This window comes from Streptomyces araujoniae (genome assembly GCF_050871195.1).
In the GTDB taxonomy this organism is placed as follows: Bacteria; Actinomycetota; Actinomycetes; order Streptomycetales; family Streptomycetaceae; genus Streptomyces; species Streptomyces bacillaris.
On sequence record NZ_CP194070.1, the window covers coordinates 5,751,564 to 5,764,579 of the forward strand.

Sequence of the window (13,016 nt, forward strand, 5' to 3'; positions counted from 1 at the left end):
CTCCAAGCAGAGCGGCGAGCAGTGCGTCGAGTAACCGGGCGCTCTCCTCGACGGTGAGCGCCTGGGAACGCAGCATCCCATACCTCTGCGTCAGAGCGCTGACGTCGGATGGCTCGTCGTACAGCTCTCCGCGCAGCTGGCCGTCGATGTAGGCGAGCTGGTCGTGGTCGGGGGTCTCCAGGAGAACCAGCGGGCCCGCGAGTCCGGCGTGCTGGGGGGTGTTCCGAGGCATGATCTGGATGGTGACGAACGGTAGATCCATGCAGCGTCGCAGGTGGAGGAGCTGTTCGAGCATGACTTGGGGATCGCCCAACTTGGCGTGCAGGATGCTCTCCTCCAGGATGAAGTGGAGGATGGGGCGGGGCTTGCGCTCCAGGATCCTCTGGCGGTCGAGGCGATCCGCCACCCGTTTCTCGATCTCCTCCTCTTCGAGCGGCGGGTAGTTGCAGGCGAAGATGAAGCGTGCGTACGCCTCGGTCTGGAGCAGCCCCGGAATGAGCTGGGATTGGTACGAAAAGAGGCTCACCGCGTTCTGCTCGTACTGCACGAAGTCCTTGACGAGCGCCTGGTAGCGCTCCTTCCTCGGAATCTTCGCCACGGCGACCTGTAACGCGCCCTTGGTTTCGAGTAGTTCGTCGAGCTGAACGGCCAAGTCCATCTGGAGCGCCCGTCGTCCCTGCTCGATGGAGGCGATGGAGTCCTCGCCCAAACCGACCTCCTCGGCCAGGGCGGCCTGGGTCAGGCCGGCGAGTTTGCGGAAGTGGGCCAACTGCGCGCCGACCAACTGCCACGAAGTAACCCGCCTGATGTGGAGCTGCTTTCCCGATTGCATGAGATGGCTCTCCCCCGTTTGGTGCCGCTGTCTACCCGTCAGGACCCGTACAAAAAGTTTTGTACGGCCTTCCGCCCTGCTCCAGCGTAGTGACGGTGTGTGAGCGTGAAGGCATGAACGAGGCAACCCAACCCCCCTACCTCCGCACGAACTTCTACTGCCGTGACCGCAGCTCGGTCCCGGTCGTACGTAAGTTCACCCGCAAGGCGCTCATCGAGTGGGGGTGCGAAGAACGCGCCTACGACATGCTGCTCTGCGTGACCGAGCTGGCGACCAACGCCCTCCGGCACGGCGTCCCTCCGGGGCGGGGGTTCCGGGTCAGGATCTCTCTGGAGCGGAGGGAGGCGTCGCTCCGGATCGAGCTGCACGACAGCGGTGACGGCGAGGTGCGGATGGCGGACGAGCTGCCCGGTGTGGAGGAGGAGGGCGGCCGGGGGCTGCTCCTGGTCTCCGCGCTGGCGGACAAGTGGGGCGTGGCGGAGCGGAACCCCGGCAAGATCGTGTGGTGCGAGTTCACGCTCGGGTGAGGTTGCCGTTCCGGCAATGATGTTTGTCGTTCCGGCCGGGCCGCGCGCACCATCGGCACCACATGGAGGTGATCCGTATGGAGGGCAGGAACGGCATGGAACAGCGGCAGGCGCAGCGGCGGCGGTACGACGTGGTGGTCGTGGGCGGCGGGGCGGCCGGGCTCAGCGGGGCGCTCACCCTGGCGCGGGCCCGGCGCTCGGTGCTGGTGATCGACGCGGGGGAGCCCCGCAACGCGCCCGCGTCGCATGTCCACAACTACCTGGGCCGGGAGTCGACCCCGCCCGGGGAGCTGCTGGCGATCGGCCGGGGCGAGGTGACCGGGTACGGCGGCGAGGTCGTCGGGGGCCGGGTGGCCTCGGCCGAGCGGCTGCCGGAGGACGGCGGCTTCCGCGTCGCGCTGGAGGACGGCTCCTCGGTGGAGGCGCGCAGGCTCCTGGTGACGACGGGGCTGGTGGACGAGCTGCCGCCCGTACCGGGGCTGGCGGAGCGCTGGGGGCGTGAGGTGCTGCACTGCCCGTACTGCCACGGGCGCGAGGTGGCGGACCGCCCGGTCGGGGTGCTGTCCGTCGGCCCCCTCGCCGTCCACCAGGCGCTGATGTGGCGGCAGTGGAGCGACGACGTCACCCTCTTCCGGCACACGGGCCCGGAGCCCACGGACGAGGAGTACGAGCAGCTCGCCGCGCGCGGGGTGGCCGTGGTGGACGGCGAGGTGGAGGGGCTGGAGGTCACGGACGACCGGCTCACCGGCGTACGTCTGGCGGGCGGCCGGGTGATCCCGCGCGAGGCCGTCGTGGTGCAGGCCCGTTTCACCGCCCGCTCGGCCGTGCTGGAGTCGCTCGGCCTGGCGGCGGTCCCGCAGGAGATGGGCGGCGAGGTGATCGGTACGTACGTCCCCACCGACCCGGTCGGCGCGACGGAGGTCCCCGGGGTCTGGGCGGCGGGCAACGTCACCCGCCTGACCGAACAGGTCATCGGCGCCGCCGCGGCCGGTCTGATGGCGGGCGCCGCGATCAACGGCGACCTGATCACGGAGGACACCCGCATCGCGGTGGAGGAGCGGCGGCGCGGCTGACCCCGGGTGGCGCGGGGGCCTCTCAGGAGAACAGGGCGGAGAGGAGGTCCCCGGCCCAGCCGAAGACCGCGTGGATCAGCACCGCCAGCAGCACCATGATCCCCAGGACCACCAAGGTGACCCAGGAGCAGCCTTTCCCGTCGCCCGCCTCGGGCTCGTCCTGACCGCCCAGCTCCACGTCGAACAGATTCATGGTCTGTCCCGTCCCCCCGCTCGTCGCGCACGGGTCCCCTCGGGACCCGGTCCTGAGGGGAACTCTGCACGGCGGGCGGGGGTTCGCGGAGGGGGCCGGGTACTCAGGGAGGGGGAGGGGAGGTACTCAGACGCGCGAGGTCGCGGGGTGGCTCGCGGCCCATCGGCGGGCTCTGCGGTCCCAGGGCGGCTGCTTTGCGCCGCATCACGATCCATTTCCGGCAAGTTCCTTACGGGCAGGGCGAGTTGAGGGAATCTATGAAGGCCCCGACAGGCCCGCCGACAGTAAGGACGCCTCCTCATGGCCCGCGTGTTCCCCCGACTCCTCGCTCCCGCCCTGCTCGCGGTGACGACCCTCGCCCTGCCGTCCTCGCCGGCCGCCGCGGTGGCCGCGCCCGCGCCCGCGCAGCTGGCCCCGGCCGCCGGTGTCATGTGCCTGAACAGCAACTATCCGAGCACCCGCATCGTGAACGTGGACTCCTGCAACGGGGGGTCCGGTCAGCGCTGGACGGTCAGCGGTGAGGCGGTCTTCCAGTCCGCGCACCCCGGAATGTGTCTGACCAGCGACTATCCGAGGACCCGCATCGTCAACGTCGAGCCGTGCAACTCCAGTACGCGCCAGCGCTGGACGGTCAGTGGCGAGGCGGTCTTCCAGTCCGCGCACCCCGGGATGTGCCTGTCCAGCGACTATCCGAGGACCCGCATCGTCAACGTCGAGCCGTGCAACCCCTCCGGCATCCGCCAGCACTGGACGGTCGCCGGTGAGCAGATCAGCATGACGCTGGTCTGACGTCCCGACGCACCGTCAGGATTCCGCGTGGTGGGGCGCCTTCGGGGCGGAGGCGTCCGACCGCAGGGCGATGGCCGCCCAGATGCCCGCCAGCACCAGCGCGCCCGCCGCCATGGCCGTGACCTCCAGGGCCTCCGGGCGCCAGCCCAGGGAGAGGCGGGTGCCGATGACGAGGAGGATCACGGAGATGGTGCCGGGGGAGGGGATCGGCACCCGCGCCGCCGTCGCCCGCAGCACACCGGCCACCGCCAGGCCGGTGACGGCCCAGACGGCGAGGTAGGCCCAGGGGGAACCCGAGGCGGCGGCGAGCAGCCCGTAGTCGTCGGGGCCGAGGCGGAACAGCGAACCGGCCCAGCCCATGCCCACACCGAGCGCGGTGACGGCCACCACCCACAGGAGGTGGCGCCACCAGGGGCCGGGGCGCACGGTCACTTCGTCGTCGTCCGCGAATCCGCCGGCGGACGGTTCCAGGAAATCCATCACGCCCGTGGAGACGCGCGCGGAGGGCAGGCAGTTGCCTCCGACGCCCCGTCACATGATCGAATCACCGCACCGGCCGGCGGCCCCGGTCCATGTGGTCCTCAGCCCGGGAAGCGGTCCCGGGCCTCCTCGATGTGGCCCAGATACCGCTGCGTCCAGTCGCACATGCGGTGGACCGTCCCCCGCAGGCCCTGGCCCGGCTCGGTGAGGGTGTACTCGACCTTCGGCGGCACGGTGGGGTACACGGTCCGCTCGACCAGACCGTTGCGCTCCAGCATGCGCAGGTTCTGGGTGAGCATCTTGTGGCTGATGCCGTCGACCTCCTTGAGCACCTCGCTGAAGCGCAGGGTGCGGTCCCCGAGCGCCTCGATGATCAGAAGCGCCCATTTGTTGGCGACGTCCGAGAAGATCTCCCGCGCCAGGGAGTCCGCGCGGCGCAGGTCCGCCTCGTCGGGCGAGCCGCTGAACTGCTGGGTCACCATGAGGTTCCTCCGTCACCGGAAAGTGCGTTCTTCCACGTCAGAGCTGACTCTCCTACGGTTCCTGAGTAACCACAAGTGACCACGGAACGCTGCGCGAGGAGACATCGGACATGGCCATCACTCTCTTGGACCCCGAAGGACTGCCGAAGACCGGTGCCTACCGGCAGGTCTCGGTCGCGACCGGCACCCGGCTCGTCTTCGTCGCCGGGCAGGTCGCCTGGGACGCCGACGGCACCACGGTCGGTGCGGGCGACCTCGTCGCCCAGGTCGAGCGGTGCTACCTGAACATCGGGACGGCGCTGGCCGCGGCCGGCGGCTCGTTCGACGACGTGGCGAAGGTGACCGTGTACGTCGTCGACTGGACGCCCGACAAGCTCCCGCTGTTCCTGGAGGGCGCGGCCCGGGCGGCGGCCCGGCTGGGCGTCACCCCGGTCCCGCCCGGCACGCTGGTGGGCGTGGCGGCCCTCGACGTACCGGAGCACCTGGTGGAGATCGAGGCGACGGCGGTCCTGGCCTGAGGAGGGGCGGCCCCCGGCGGCTCCCCCCTCCCGCCCCGGCACCGGAGACGGGAGGCGGCCCCGGCGCGGCTCCCCCTCCCGCCCCGGCACCGGAGGCGCGGGCGGGGCCCGTCCGGCGTAACGCGTCCCGGCGAATGACGGGGCAGGGGGGTGACGGTCGGGGCCGGGCCCAGGTGTGAGGTGCCGATACGGGGATACGCGGAGGGTGCCGGGCACCACAGGGGTGCCGGTACGCCGGCAACGGAGAAGGAGACTCTTGTGAGCATCATCGCCTGGATCCTCATCGGCCTGTTCGCGGGTGCCATCGCCAAGGCGCTGATGCCGGGCAAGGACCCGGGCGGCTGTCTCCTGACGATGGTCATCGGCATCGTGGGCGGCCTGCTCGGCGGCTGGCTGGGCAAGGTGATCTTCGGCGTCGACTCGATCGACGGATTCTTCAGCCTGTCGACGTGGATCGCGGCCATCGTCGGTTCGGTGATCGTCCTGGTGCTCTACCGCCTGGTCTCGGGGCAGCGGACCCGCTGACCCGGACGGGCCGGATCGTTCCCTCGACGGGTCGATTCGTTCCGGTCTGCCTACATTGGCAGAGGGCTGACAGGGCAGCCGCGGCAGGCGCCGACGCCCTCGCCGAAGCGCCCGCGAAGACCGACAAGAGGGAACGACGACATGACCGACACCTCGCGCAAGCCGACCACCTCCGACTCCGGCGCCCCGGTGGAGAGCGACGAGCATTCGCTCACCGTGGGGCCCGGCGGGCCGATCCTGCTCCAGGACTCGTACCTGATCGAGCAGATGGCCCAGTTCAACCGCGAACGCATCCCCGAACGCCAGCCGCACGCCAAGGGCAGCGGCGCGTTCGGGACGTTCGAGGTGACCGCGGACGTCTCCGCGTACACCAAGGCGGCGCTCTTCCAGCCGGGCACCACGACCGATCTGGTCGCCCGGTTCTCCACCGTGGCGGGGGAGCGGGGCAGCCCGGACACCTGGCGGGACCCGCGCGGCTTCGCGGTGAAGTTCTACACCAGCGAGGGCAACTACGACATGGTGGGCAACAACACCCCCGTGTTCTTCGTGAAGGACCCGATGAAGTTCCAGCACTTCATCCGGTCCCAGAAACGCCGGGCCGACAACAACCTCCGCGACCACGACATGCAGTGGGACTTCTGGACCCTCTCGCCTGAGTCGGCCCACCAGGTCACCTGGCTGATGGGGGACCGGGGCATCCCGCGCACCTGGCGCCACATGAACGGCTACACCTCGCACACGTACATGTGGATCAACGCCGAGGGCCAGCGGTTCTGGGTGAAGTACCACTTCAAGACCGACCAGGGCGTCGAGACGTTCACGCAGGACGAGGCCGACCAGATGGCGGCGGCGGACACGGACTACCACACGCGTGATCTCTTCGAGCACATCCGCGACGGCGACTTCCCGAGCTGGACGCTGAAGGTCCAGATCATGCCGTACGAGGAGGCCGCGGAGTACCGGTTCAACCCGTTCGACCTGACCAAGGTGTGGCCGCACGGCGACTACCCGCTGATCGAGGTCGGCCGGATGACGCTGGACCGCAACCCCACGGACAACCACGCCGAGATCGAGCAGGCCGCCTTCCAGCCGAACAACTTCGTCCCCGGCATCGGCCCGAGCCCCGACCGGATGCTCCTGGCGCGCCTGTTCTCCTACGCCGACGCGCACCGCCACCGCATCGGCGGCAACTACCAGCAACTGCCCGTCAACGCCCCGGTCGCCCCGGTGCACACGTACTCCAAGGACGGGGCGATGGCGTACCGGAAGACCTCCGACCCGGTCTACGCCCCCAACTCCAAGGGCGGCCCGGCTGCGGACACCGAGCGCTACGGCACCCCGCCGAGCTGGTACGCCGACGGGGACATCACCCGGGCGGCCTACGTCGACCACGCCGAGGACGACGACTGGGGCCAGGCGGGCACGATGGTCCGCGAGGTCCTGGACGACGCGGCCCGGGACCGGCTGGTGGACAACGTGGTCGGCCACCTCCTCAACGGAGTGACCGAGCCGGTCCTCCGGCGGGCCTTCACCTACTGGTCGAACATCGACGCCACCCTCGGCAAGCGCATCGAGCAGGGCGTCCGCGCGAAGGCCGGCGAGAAGGACCCGAAGGCGGCGGAGCAGGGCAACCCGGCCCGCACCTCCATGCAGGGCAAGGCCTGAACCGGAGGCAGCGCGCGGCCCCCACCCCGTCGGCACGGGGCGGGGGCCTTTCGCCGTGCCGGGGGCGGGTCCGCCCTCAGACGGAAGAAGGGCCGTCCCCCGCCCCCTCCCACGTCTCCGGCGCCCACACCCCCGACCGGCGCAGGGCGTTCGGGCAGTGGCGGAAGATCTCGTCGATCTCCACGACCAGGGCGAGCTGGGGGCGGCGGCCCTTCAGGGTCATCGCGTCGAAGAACGGGGCGTCGGTGAGGACGCGGGCGCGGCCGTTGACGCGGAGGACGTCCAGCGCGCCGGGTATCAGGTAGAGCAGGCCCACGTGCGGGTTGGACAGGATGTTGTGGAAGCTGTCCGCGCGGCGGTTGCCCAGGCGGTCGGGGAGGGCCAGGGTGCCGCTGTCCAGGACGTGGGTGAAGCCGGGGCCGTCGCCGCGCGGGGTGGCGTCGCAGTTGCCCGCGGCGTCGGAGGTGGAGAGGACGCAGAACGGGGAGCGGGCCAGCAGCGCCACGTCGTCGTCGGTGAGCCGGTCGTGGACCTTGTCGATGACGATCGGGTGCGGGGTGCCCAGGATCTCGCGCAGTTCCTCCGCCGAGCCCAGCGGTACGGCACCGGCCAGCGGGCCGGAGGCGGGGACGGCGGTCTCGGCGGCGTACGACAAGGCAGGGCTCCGGGATCGTGGGGGTGCGGCGGTGTGGGGTCGGCACCGGCGCTGTTAGGGTGACCTTACTTTGGGTCCCCTCATGCTCTCCGTCCGGGGTGGAGCGGAGGCCGGAGTGCCGCGTTCCGTCGCTGCCGTCCCGAGCCCTGACCGTACGCGCCGATGAACAAGGGTGAGACACCGTGCACCACCGCATTCCGGCGGCCGCCGCCCCGGTGACCGGGCCGTGAGCGGCTCGACCCTCACGGCCGCGCAGCGCAGGCCGCAGAAGAAGGAGGCGCGGCCCCGGCGCAGCCGGCCCGTCCTCGCCCTCGGACTCCTCGCCTCCCTCGGCGTGCTGCTGCTCGCCGTGGTGGCCAGCCTCGCCATCGGCTCCGGGGACGTGCCGTTCCGCGATGTGCTGCCCGGCGTCTTCGACCCCGACCTCACCGTCAAGGGCCAGCTGGTCATCCAGGAGGTCCGCATCCCGCGCACCGTCGCCGGGCTGCTCGCCGGTGCCGCCCTCGGGCTCGCCGGGACCGTCATGCAGGGCGTCGCCCGCAACCCGCTCGCCGACCCCCAGCTCCTCGGCATCAACGCGGGCGCCTCCGTCGCCGTGGTCTGCTCCATCACGCTGCTCGGCTTCACCGTCGCCACCCAGTTCATCTGGTTCGGCTTCCTCGGCGCGCTGCTCGCCGCCCTGCTCGTCTACGGGGTCGGCTCGCTGGGGCGGGAGGGGGCGACGCCGGTGAAGCTCGCCCTGGCCGGAGCCGCGACCGCCGCCGTCCTCACCTCGATCACCAGCGCGATCCTGCTCCAGGACCGGGGGAGCTACGACCAGTTCCGGTTCTGGCAGCTCGGGGCGCTGACCGCCCGCTCCTCCGAGGTGCTCTGGCAGGTCTCCCCGTTCATCCTCGCCGGGACCGTCCTCGCCTTCTCGCTCGGGCCGCAGCTCAACGCCCTCTCGCTCGGCGACGACCTCGCGCGCGGCCTCGGCCAGCGGGTCGGGCGGGCCCGGATGGTCTCCGCCCTCGCCGTGGTCATCCTCTGCGGCGCCGCCACCGTCGTCGCCGGGCCCATCGGCTTCGTCGGCCTCGCCGTACCGCACGCCGCCCGTCTGATCACCGGGCCGGACTACCGCTGGGTGCTCCCGTACAGCATGGTCCTCGCCCCGATCATGCTGCTCGTCGCCGACATCATCGGCCGGGTGATCGCCCCGCCCGGCGAGGTGCAGGTTGGCGTGATCACCGCCGCTGTCGGCTGCATCCCCTTCATCTGGCTGGTCCGGCGCAGGAAGCTGGTGGAACTGTGAGCGGGCCCACCGCCGTGTCCGCGGAGAAGGACCGGCTCGCCGCCGCCGTACGCGAGGTCGCCGCCGTACGCGGCCGGGGGCGCCGGCGGTCCGTCACCGTCGCCACCGCCCTGCTCGTCGCCGCGGTCGCCGTCCTCGGCCTCTCCCTCAGCGTCGGGGACATGGTCATGCCGATCGGGAAGGTCGTCGACACCCTCCTCGGGGGCGGCGACGGCGGCTCGCAGTTCGTCGTCCTGGAACTGCGGCTGCCCCGCGCCCTCCTCGCCGTATGCGTCGGTGCCGCCTTCGGGCTCTCCGGCGGCGTCTTCCAGAGCGTGCTGCGCAACCCGCTCGCCAGCCCCGACCTCATCGGCATCAGCGCCGGGGCCAGCGCCGTCGCCGTCACCGCCGCACTCCTCTTCCAGGTCAGCGGGCTCGCCCTCTCCGCGGGCGCCCTGGCCGGTTCGATCGCCGCCGGGGCCGCCATCTACCTGCTCGCCTGGCGGCAGGGCGTCGCCGGACAGCGCCTCGTCCTCGTCGGGATCGGCGTCGGCATGGGGCTCTCCAGCGTGGTCTGGTACGTGATGGCCCGCTCCGACGTCACCGACGCGCAGGAGGCCTTCCGCTGGCTGGCGGGCAGCCTCAACGGGCGCTCCTGGAACCAGTTCTGGCCGATGGCCGGGGCGCTTGCCCTGCTCGTCCCGCTCACCGCCCTCGCCGCGCACGCCCTGCGCCCCCTCCAGCTGGGGGACGACGCCGCCGCCGGACTCGGTACGAAGGTGGAGAGGGGCCGCCTCGCCCTGCTCGGGTGCGCCACGGCCCTGGCGGGGGTCGCCACGGCGGCGGCCGGGCCCGTCGGGTTCGTGGCCTTCGTCGCCGCGCCGATCGCCCGCCGGCTGGTCCCGGGCCGGGGCGCCGCCCTGCCCCACGCGGCCCTGACCGGTGCGCTGCTGGTCCTCGTCGCGGACTTCGCGGCCCAGCACCTGCTGCCCTCCGTCCAGCTGCCGGTGGGCGTGGTCACCAGCATCATCGGCGCCCCGTACCTGCTCCTCCTCCTGGCCCGCGCCAACCGCGTGGGGAGCGGGGGCTGAGATGACGGCGTACGGGAAGAACGCACCCCTCGGGAAGAGCGCGGCGCACGAGAAGAACGACGAGACGCAGGACGACAACGAAAGGCGTGGCCCGGACGTGGCTGAGCACACCTTGGAAGCCCGGGACGTCCGGCTCGGCTACGGCGAGCGCGAGATCGTCCGCGACCTCAGCGTGACCGTCCCGCCCGGGCGGATCACCGTCATCGTCGGCCCCAACGCCTGCGGCAAGTCCACCCTGCTGCGGTCGATGGCCCGGCTGCTCGCCCCCTCCGCCGGAGCGGTGCTCCTGAACGGCCGGTCCATCCAGGAGATGCCCACCAAGGAGGTCGCCGCCGTCCTCGGCATCCTGCCGCAGAGCCCCACCGCCCCCGAGGGCATCACCGTCTCCGACCTGGTCGGCCGCGGCCGCTACCCGCACCAGGGCTGGTTCCGCCGCTGGAGCGCCGAGGACGACGAGGCGGTCGCGCAGGCGCTGCTCTCCACCGACGTCCTGGAGCTGGCCGACCGGCCGGTGGACGAACTCTCCGGCGGTCAGCGCCAGCGGGTGTGGATCGCGATGGCCCTGGCGCAGCGCACGGACATCCTGCTGCTCGACGAGCCGACCACGTATCTGGACGCCAGCCACCAGCTCGACGTCCTCGACCTGCTCACCGACCTCAACCGGGAGCGCGGCGTCACCATGGTCGCGGTGCTCCACGACCTGAACCTCGCCTGCCGGTACGCGGACCACATGATCGCCATGAAGGACGGCCGGATCCTGGCGGAGGGGGCACCGGTCGGCATCGTGACCGAGGAGCTGGTCGGCGAGGTCTTCGGGATGCGCTGCTCGGTGATCGAGGACCCGGCGTCCGCCACCCCGATGGTGGTGCCGCTGGGCCGCCACCATGTGAAGAACGCGGCCGCGTAGACCGTACGGACGGTGGAGCGGAGCCGGTGGGGAACTCCGGAGCGACGGAGGGGCCGACCCGATGGCACCGTTGTCATTAGGTGAGGCTAACCTAAAGCCTATGAACGCTTCCGCTTCCCGCCGCTCCCGCCGCACCCCCGCCCTGATGGCCGGGGCCGTCGCAGCCCTCCTCGTCGGCGTCTCCGCCTGTGGTTCCTCGGACGACTCCTCCTCCGACACCTCCGGCTCGGCCTCTCCCGCCGCCTCCCAGGGCGCCTTCCCCGCCAAGGTGGCGACCAAGTTCGGCGAGGTCACCATCGACAAGCAGCCCCAGCGCATCGTCGCGCTCGGCTGGGGCGACGCGGAGACCGTGCTCGCGCTCGGCGGCCAGCCGGTCGGGGCGAGCGACTGGCTGCCGTTCGGCGGCGAGGGTGTCGGACCCTGGGCCAAGGGCATGTACGACAAGGCCCCCGAGCTGATCGGCACGATGGAGCCGGAGTTCGAGAAGATCGCCTCCCTCCAGCCCGATCTCATCGTGGACACCAAGTCCAGCGGCGACCAGACCCGTTACGACACTCTGAAGAAGATCGCCCCGACCGTGGGCGTGCCCAAGGGCGGCGACCAGTACACGATCTCGTGGGAGCAGCAGACCACGATGATCGCCGCCGCCATGGGCGTGCCCGAGAAGGGCAAGGAGCTGATCGCGGAGACCACGAAGAAGTTCGAGGCCGCCGCAGAGGCGCACCCCGAGTTCAAGGACGCCACGATCGTCCTCGGCTCGCGCACCTCCGAGGGGTACGGCGCCTACGTCGGCGGCACGGGCCGCGTCAACTTCGTGGAGCGCCTCGGCTTCAAGAACAGCCCGGCCGTCGAGGCCAAGGCCGACGGAGGCTTCTCCATCCCCATCTCCAAGGAGAACCTCGAACTCCTCGACGCCGACCTCACGGTGATGACCCCGATCGGCATCCCCGCCACGGACATCAGCAACGACCCGCTGTACAAGGCGGTCCCCTCGGTCAAGGCGGGCCACGCCCTGATCTTCGACGACAAGGACATCTCCCAGGCCTTCGCCACGGACTCGATCCTCTCCGTCTCGTACGCCCTGGAGAAGGTCGTCCCGCTCTTCGCGGAGAAGGTCGAGAAGTAGCCCGTACGCGCCCCGATCCGTACGCGTAGGTACGCGAACGCGCCCCGCACCCGGATGTCCCGGGGGCGGGGCGCGCCGTCGTGCGGGGCCCGGATCGGCAGGCCGTGGCGGGGCCGCGGGTCAGGCCTGCGGGGCGGCGGCCTTGATCGCGGAGATGTCGAAGTTCAGCTTGACCTTGTCGCTGACCATGACCCCGCCGGTCTCCAGCGCCGCGTTCCAGGTCAGGCCCCAGTCGGAGCGCAGGATGTCGGTGCTGCCCTCGAAGCCGACGCGCTCGTTGCCGTAGACGTCGGTGGCGGAGCCGTTGAACTCCAGGTCGATGGAGAGCGGGCGCGTGACGTCCTTGATGGTCAGGTCGCCGGTGACGCGGTACGCGTCACCGCCCAGCTGCTCGGCGCGCGTCGAGCGGAACGTCATCAGGGGGAACTTCTCGGCGTCGAAGAAGTCGCCGCTCACCAGGTGGCCGTCGCGGTCCGCGATGCCGGTGTCGATGCTGGCGATCTTCACGTCGATGGCGGCGGAGGAGTTCGCCGGGTCGGTGCCGTCCAGGGTGAGGGTGCCCTCGTGCTCGCCGAAGGAGCCGCGCACGTTGGTGACCATCGCGTGGCGCACGGTGAAGCCGATGCTGCTGTGGGCCGGGTCGATGGTGTACGTGCCGGTCAGCGCGGCCAGGGCCGGGTCCACCGCGGGGGCCTCGGCGGTGGCGGTCGGGGTGGCGGCGGTCGACTTGCGGGTGAACAGAGCCATGGCTCCTCCTCGGGGGACGTGCACGGCGATGTCGTGCGTCGATGTCGTTTAACGTTCAACGAGAACGACTCTAACCCCATCTTGTTCAAGTTTCAACATTTCGCCGACGGGTCGGCGTGCCGGCCGGCGGCCGATG

15 protein-coding genes and 1 pseudogene are annotated in these 13,016 nt (G+C 71.3%); 10 read left to right on the plus strand and 6 right to left on the minus strand.

Features of this window, described 5'->3' with window-relative positions; translation table 11 throughout:
- Nucleotides 1-37: 37 nt before the first annotated feature.
- Nucleotides 38-832, minus strand: a pseudogene (locus ACQ9ZG_RS24885) (helix-turn-helix domain-containing protein); the annotation flags it as partial.
- A 113-nt stretch (nucleotides 833-945) separates the two neighbouring features.
- On the opposite strand from ACQ9ZG_RS24885, the gene ACQ9ZG_RS24890 reads away from it, so the two are divergent.
- Together ACQ9ZG_RS24890 and ACQ9ZG_RS24895 are read left to right on the plus strand one after the other, a co-directional pair.
- Entirely contained in the window at nucleotides 946-1,359 is a 414-nt protein-coding gene (locus tag ACQ9ZG_RS24890; RefSeq protein ID WP_109917006.1) for an ATP-binding protein, read from the plus strand.
- A 77-nt stretch (nucleotides 1,360-1,436) separates the two neighbouring features.
- Nucleotides 1,437-2,432 carry an NAD(P)/FAD-dependent oxidoreductase gene (locus tag ACQ9ZG_RS24895; RefSeq protein ID WP_375138352.1) on the plus strand — a complete coding sequence of 332 codons (996 nt, stop codon included), beginning with the start codon at nucleotides 1,437-1,439 and terminating at the stop codon, nucleotides 2,430-2,432.
- A 22-nt stretch (nucleotides 2,433-2,454) separates the two neighbouring features.
- On the opposite strand, the gene ACQ9ZG_RS24900 is transcribed toward ACQ9ZG_RS24895, so the two are convergent.
- Nucleotides 2,455-2,625, minus strand: a complete 171-nt coding sequence (locus ACQ9ZG_RS24900) for a hypothetical protein (RefSeq protein WP_018492376.1) — start codon at nucleotides 2,623-2,625, stop codon at nucleotides 2,455-2,457.
- A 300-nt stretch (nucleotides 2,626-2,925) separates the two neighbouring features.
- On the opposite strand from ACQ9ZG_RS24900, the gene ACQ9ZG_RS24905 reads away from it, so the two are divergent.
- The gene (locus ACQ9ZG_RS24905; RefSeq protein ID WP_109917007.1) at nucleotides 2,926-3,414 is read left to right on the plus strand and encodes an RICIN domain-containing protein; all 489 of its coding nucleotides are present in this window, start codon (nucleotides 2,926-2,928) and stop codon (nucleotides 3,412-3,414) included.
- Between the two features lie 15 nt (nucleotides 3,415-3,429).
- Here the strand turns inward: ACQ9ZG_RS24905 and ACQ9ZG_RS24910 are convergent, their stop codons facing one another.
- Both ACQ9ZG_RS24910 and ACQ9ZG_RS24915 read right to left on the minus strand, forming a co-directional pair.
- Complete coding sequence (locus tag ACQ9ZG_RS24910) at nucleotides 3,430-3,894, minus strand: hypothetical protein (RefSeq protein WP_028416530.1); 465 nt, start codon at nucleotides 3,892-3,894, stop codon at nucleotides 3,430-3,432.
- Nucleotides 3,895-3,995: 101 nt separating this feature from the next.
- Nucleotides 3,996-4,376, minus strand: a complete 381-nt coding sequence (locus ACQ9ZG_RS24915) for a winged helix-turn-helix transcriptional regulator (RefSeq protein WP_018492379.1) — start codon at nucleotides 4,374-4,376, stop codon at nucleotides 3,996-3,998.
- 110 nt (nucleotides 4,377-4,486) lie between these two features.
- On the opposite strand from ACQ9ZG_RS24915, the gene ACQ9ZG_RS24920 reads away from it, so the two are divergent.
- The 3 genes from ACQ9ZG_RS24920 (at nucleotide 4,487) to ACQ9ZG_RS24930 (ending at nucleotide 7,084) form a co-directional block, all read left to right on the plus strand.
- Complete coding sequence (locus tag ACQ9ZG_RS24920) at nucleotides 4,487-4,894, plus strand: RidA family protein (RefSeq protein ID WP_028416531.1); 408 nt, start codon at nucleotides 4,487-4,489, stop codon at nucleotides 4,892-4,894.
- Between the two features lie 258 nt (nucleotides 4,895-5,152).
- Nucleotides 5,153-5,419 (plus strand): GlsB/YeaQ/YmgE family stress response membrane protein, encoded by a 267-nt coding sequence (locus tag ACQ9ZG_RS24925; RefSeq protein ID WP_018492381.1) that lies wholly within the window; start codon nucleotides 5,153-5,155, stop codon nucleotides 5,417-5,419.
- Nucleotides 5,420-5,560: 141 nt separating this feature from the next.
- Nucleotides 5,561-7,084: a catalase gene (locus tag ACQ9ZG_RS24930; protein WP_028416533.1), complete on the plus strand. Its 1,524-nt coding sequence runs from the start codon at nucleotides 5,561-5,563 to the stop codon at nucleotides 7,082-7,084.
- Between the two features lie 76 nt (nucleotides 7,085-7,160).
- Here the strand turns inward: ACQ9ZG_RS24930 and ACQ9ZG_RS24935 are convergent, their stop codons facing one another.
- On the minus strand, nucleotides 7,161-7,739 hold the full coding sequence (locus ACQ9ZG_RS24935; protein WP_109916397.1) for an MSMEG_1061 family FMN-dependent PPOX-type flavoprotein: 579 nt from the start codon (nucleotides 7,737-7,739) through the stop codon (nucleotides 7,161-7,163).
- Nucleotides 7,740-7,965: 226 nt separating this feature from the next.
- On the opposite strand from ACQ9ZG_RS24935, the gene ACQ9ZG_RS24940 reads away from it, so the two are divergent.
- The 4 genes from ACQ9ZG_RS24940 to ACQ9ZG_RS24955 all read left to right on the plus strand — a co-directional run bounded on the left by ACQ9ZG_RS24940 (nucleotide 7,966) and on the right by ACQ9ZG_RS24955 (nucleotide 12,133).
- Nucleotides 7,966-9,030 carry a FecCD family ABC transporter permease gene (locus ACQ9ZG_RS24940; protein ID WP_018492384.1) on the plus strand — a complete coding sequence of 355 codons (1,065 nt, stop codon included), beginning with the start codon at nucleotides 7,966-7,968 and terminating at the stop codon, nucleotides 9,028-9,030.
- Nucleotides 9,027-10,100, plus strand: a complete 1,074-nt coding sequence (locus ACQ9ZG_RS24945) for a FecCD family ABC transporter permease (protein ID WP_499281246.1) — start codon at nucleotides 9,027-9,029, stop codon at nucleotides 10,098-10,100. The genes ACQ9ZG_RS24940 and ACQ9ZG_RS24945 overlap by 4 nt, the downstream gene beginning before the upstream one ends.
- Nucleotides 10,101-10,197: 97 nt before the next feature.
- Nucleotides 10,198-11,007 (plus strand): ABC transporter ATP-binding protein, encoded by an 810-nt coding sequence (locus ACQ9ZG_RS24950; RefSeq protein WP_109916120.1) that lies wholly within the window; start codon nucleotides 10,198-10,200, stop codon nucleotides 11,005-11,007.
- Between the two features lie 100 nt (nucleotides 11,008-11,107).
- Nucleotides 11,108-12,133, plus strand: coding sequence for an iron-siderophore ABC transporter substrate-binding protein (locus tag ACQ9ZG_RS24955; protein ID WP_028416537.1), 1,026 nt, complete (start codon nucleotides 11,108-11,110; stop codon nucleotides 12,131-12,133).
- Nucleotides 12,134-12,253: 120 nt separating this feature from the next.
- On the opposite strand, the gene ACQ9ZG_RS24960 is transcribed toward ACQ9ZG_RS24955, so the two are convergent.
- Entirely contained in the window at nucleotides 12,254-12,880 is a 627-nt protein-coding gene (locus ACQ9ZG_RS24960; protein WP_028416538.1) for a YceI family protein, read from the minus strand.
- Nucleotides 12,881-13,016 lie beyond the last annotated feature (136 nt).

Bases quoted from the DNA above. Each gene is read 5' to 3' on its own strand.
- ACQ9ZG_RS24920 (WP_028416531.1), top strand. From the start codon at position 4,487: ATGGCCATCACTCTCTTGGACCCCGAAGGACTGCCGAAGACCGGTGCC.
- ACQ9ZG_RS24900 (WP_018492376.1), bottom strand. From the start codon at position 2,625: ATGAATCTGTTCGACGTGGAGCTGGGCGGTCAGGACGAGCCCGAGGCG.
- ACQ9ZG_RS24960 (WP_028416538.1), bottom strand. From the start codon at position 12,880: ATGGCTCTGTTCACCCGCAAGTCGACCGCCGCCACCCCGACCGCCACC.
- ACQ9ZG_RS24930 (WP_028416533.1), top strand. From the start codon at position 5,561: ATGACCGACACCTCGCGCAAGCCGACCACCTCCGACTCCGGCGCCCCG.
- ACQ9ZG_RS24905 (WP_109917007.1), top strand. From the start codon at position 2,926: ATGGCCCGCGTGTTCCCCCGACTCCTCGCTCCCGCCCTGCTCGCGGTG.
- ACQ9ZG_RS24915 (WP_018492379.1), bottom strand. From the start codon at position 4,376: ATGGTGACCCAGCAGTTCAGCGGCTCGCCCGACGAGGCGGACCTGCGC.
- ACQ9ZG_RS24955 (WP_028416537.1), top strand. From the start codon at position 11,108: ATGAACGCTTCCGCTTCCCGCCGCTCCCGCCGCACCCCCGCCCTGATG.
- ACQ9ZG_RS24895 (WP_375138352.1), top strand. From the start codon at position 1,437: ATGGAGGGCAGGAACGGCATGGAACAGCGGCAGGCGCAGCGGCGGCGG.
- ACQ9ZG_RS24910 (WP_028416530.1), bottom strand. From the start codon at position 3,894: ATGGATTTCCTGGAACCGTCCGCCGGCGGATTCGCGGACGACGACGAA.
- ACQ9ZG_RS24890 (WP_109917006.1), top strand. From the start codon at position 946: ATGAACGAGGCAACCCAACCCCCCTACCTCCGCACGAACTTCTACTGC.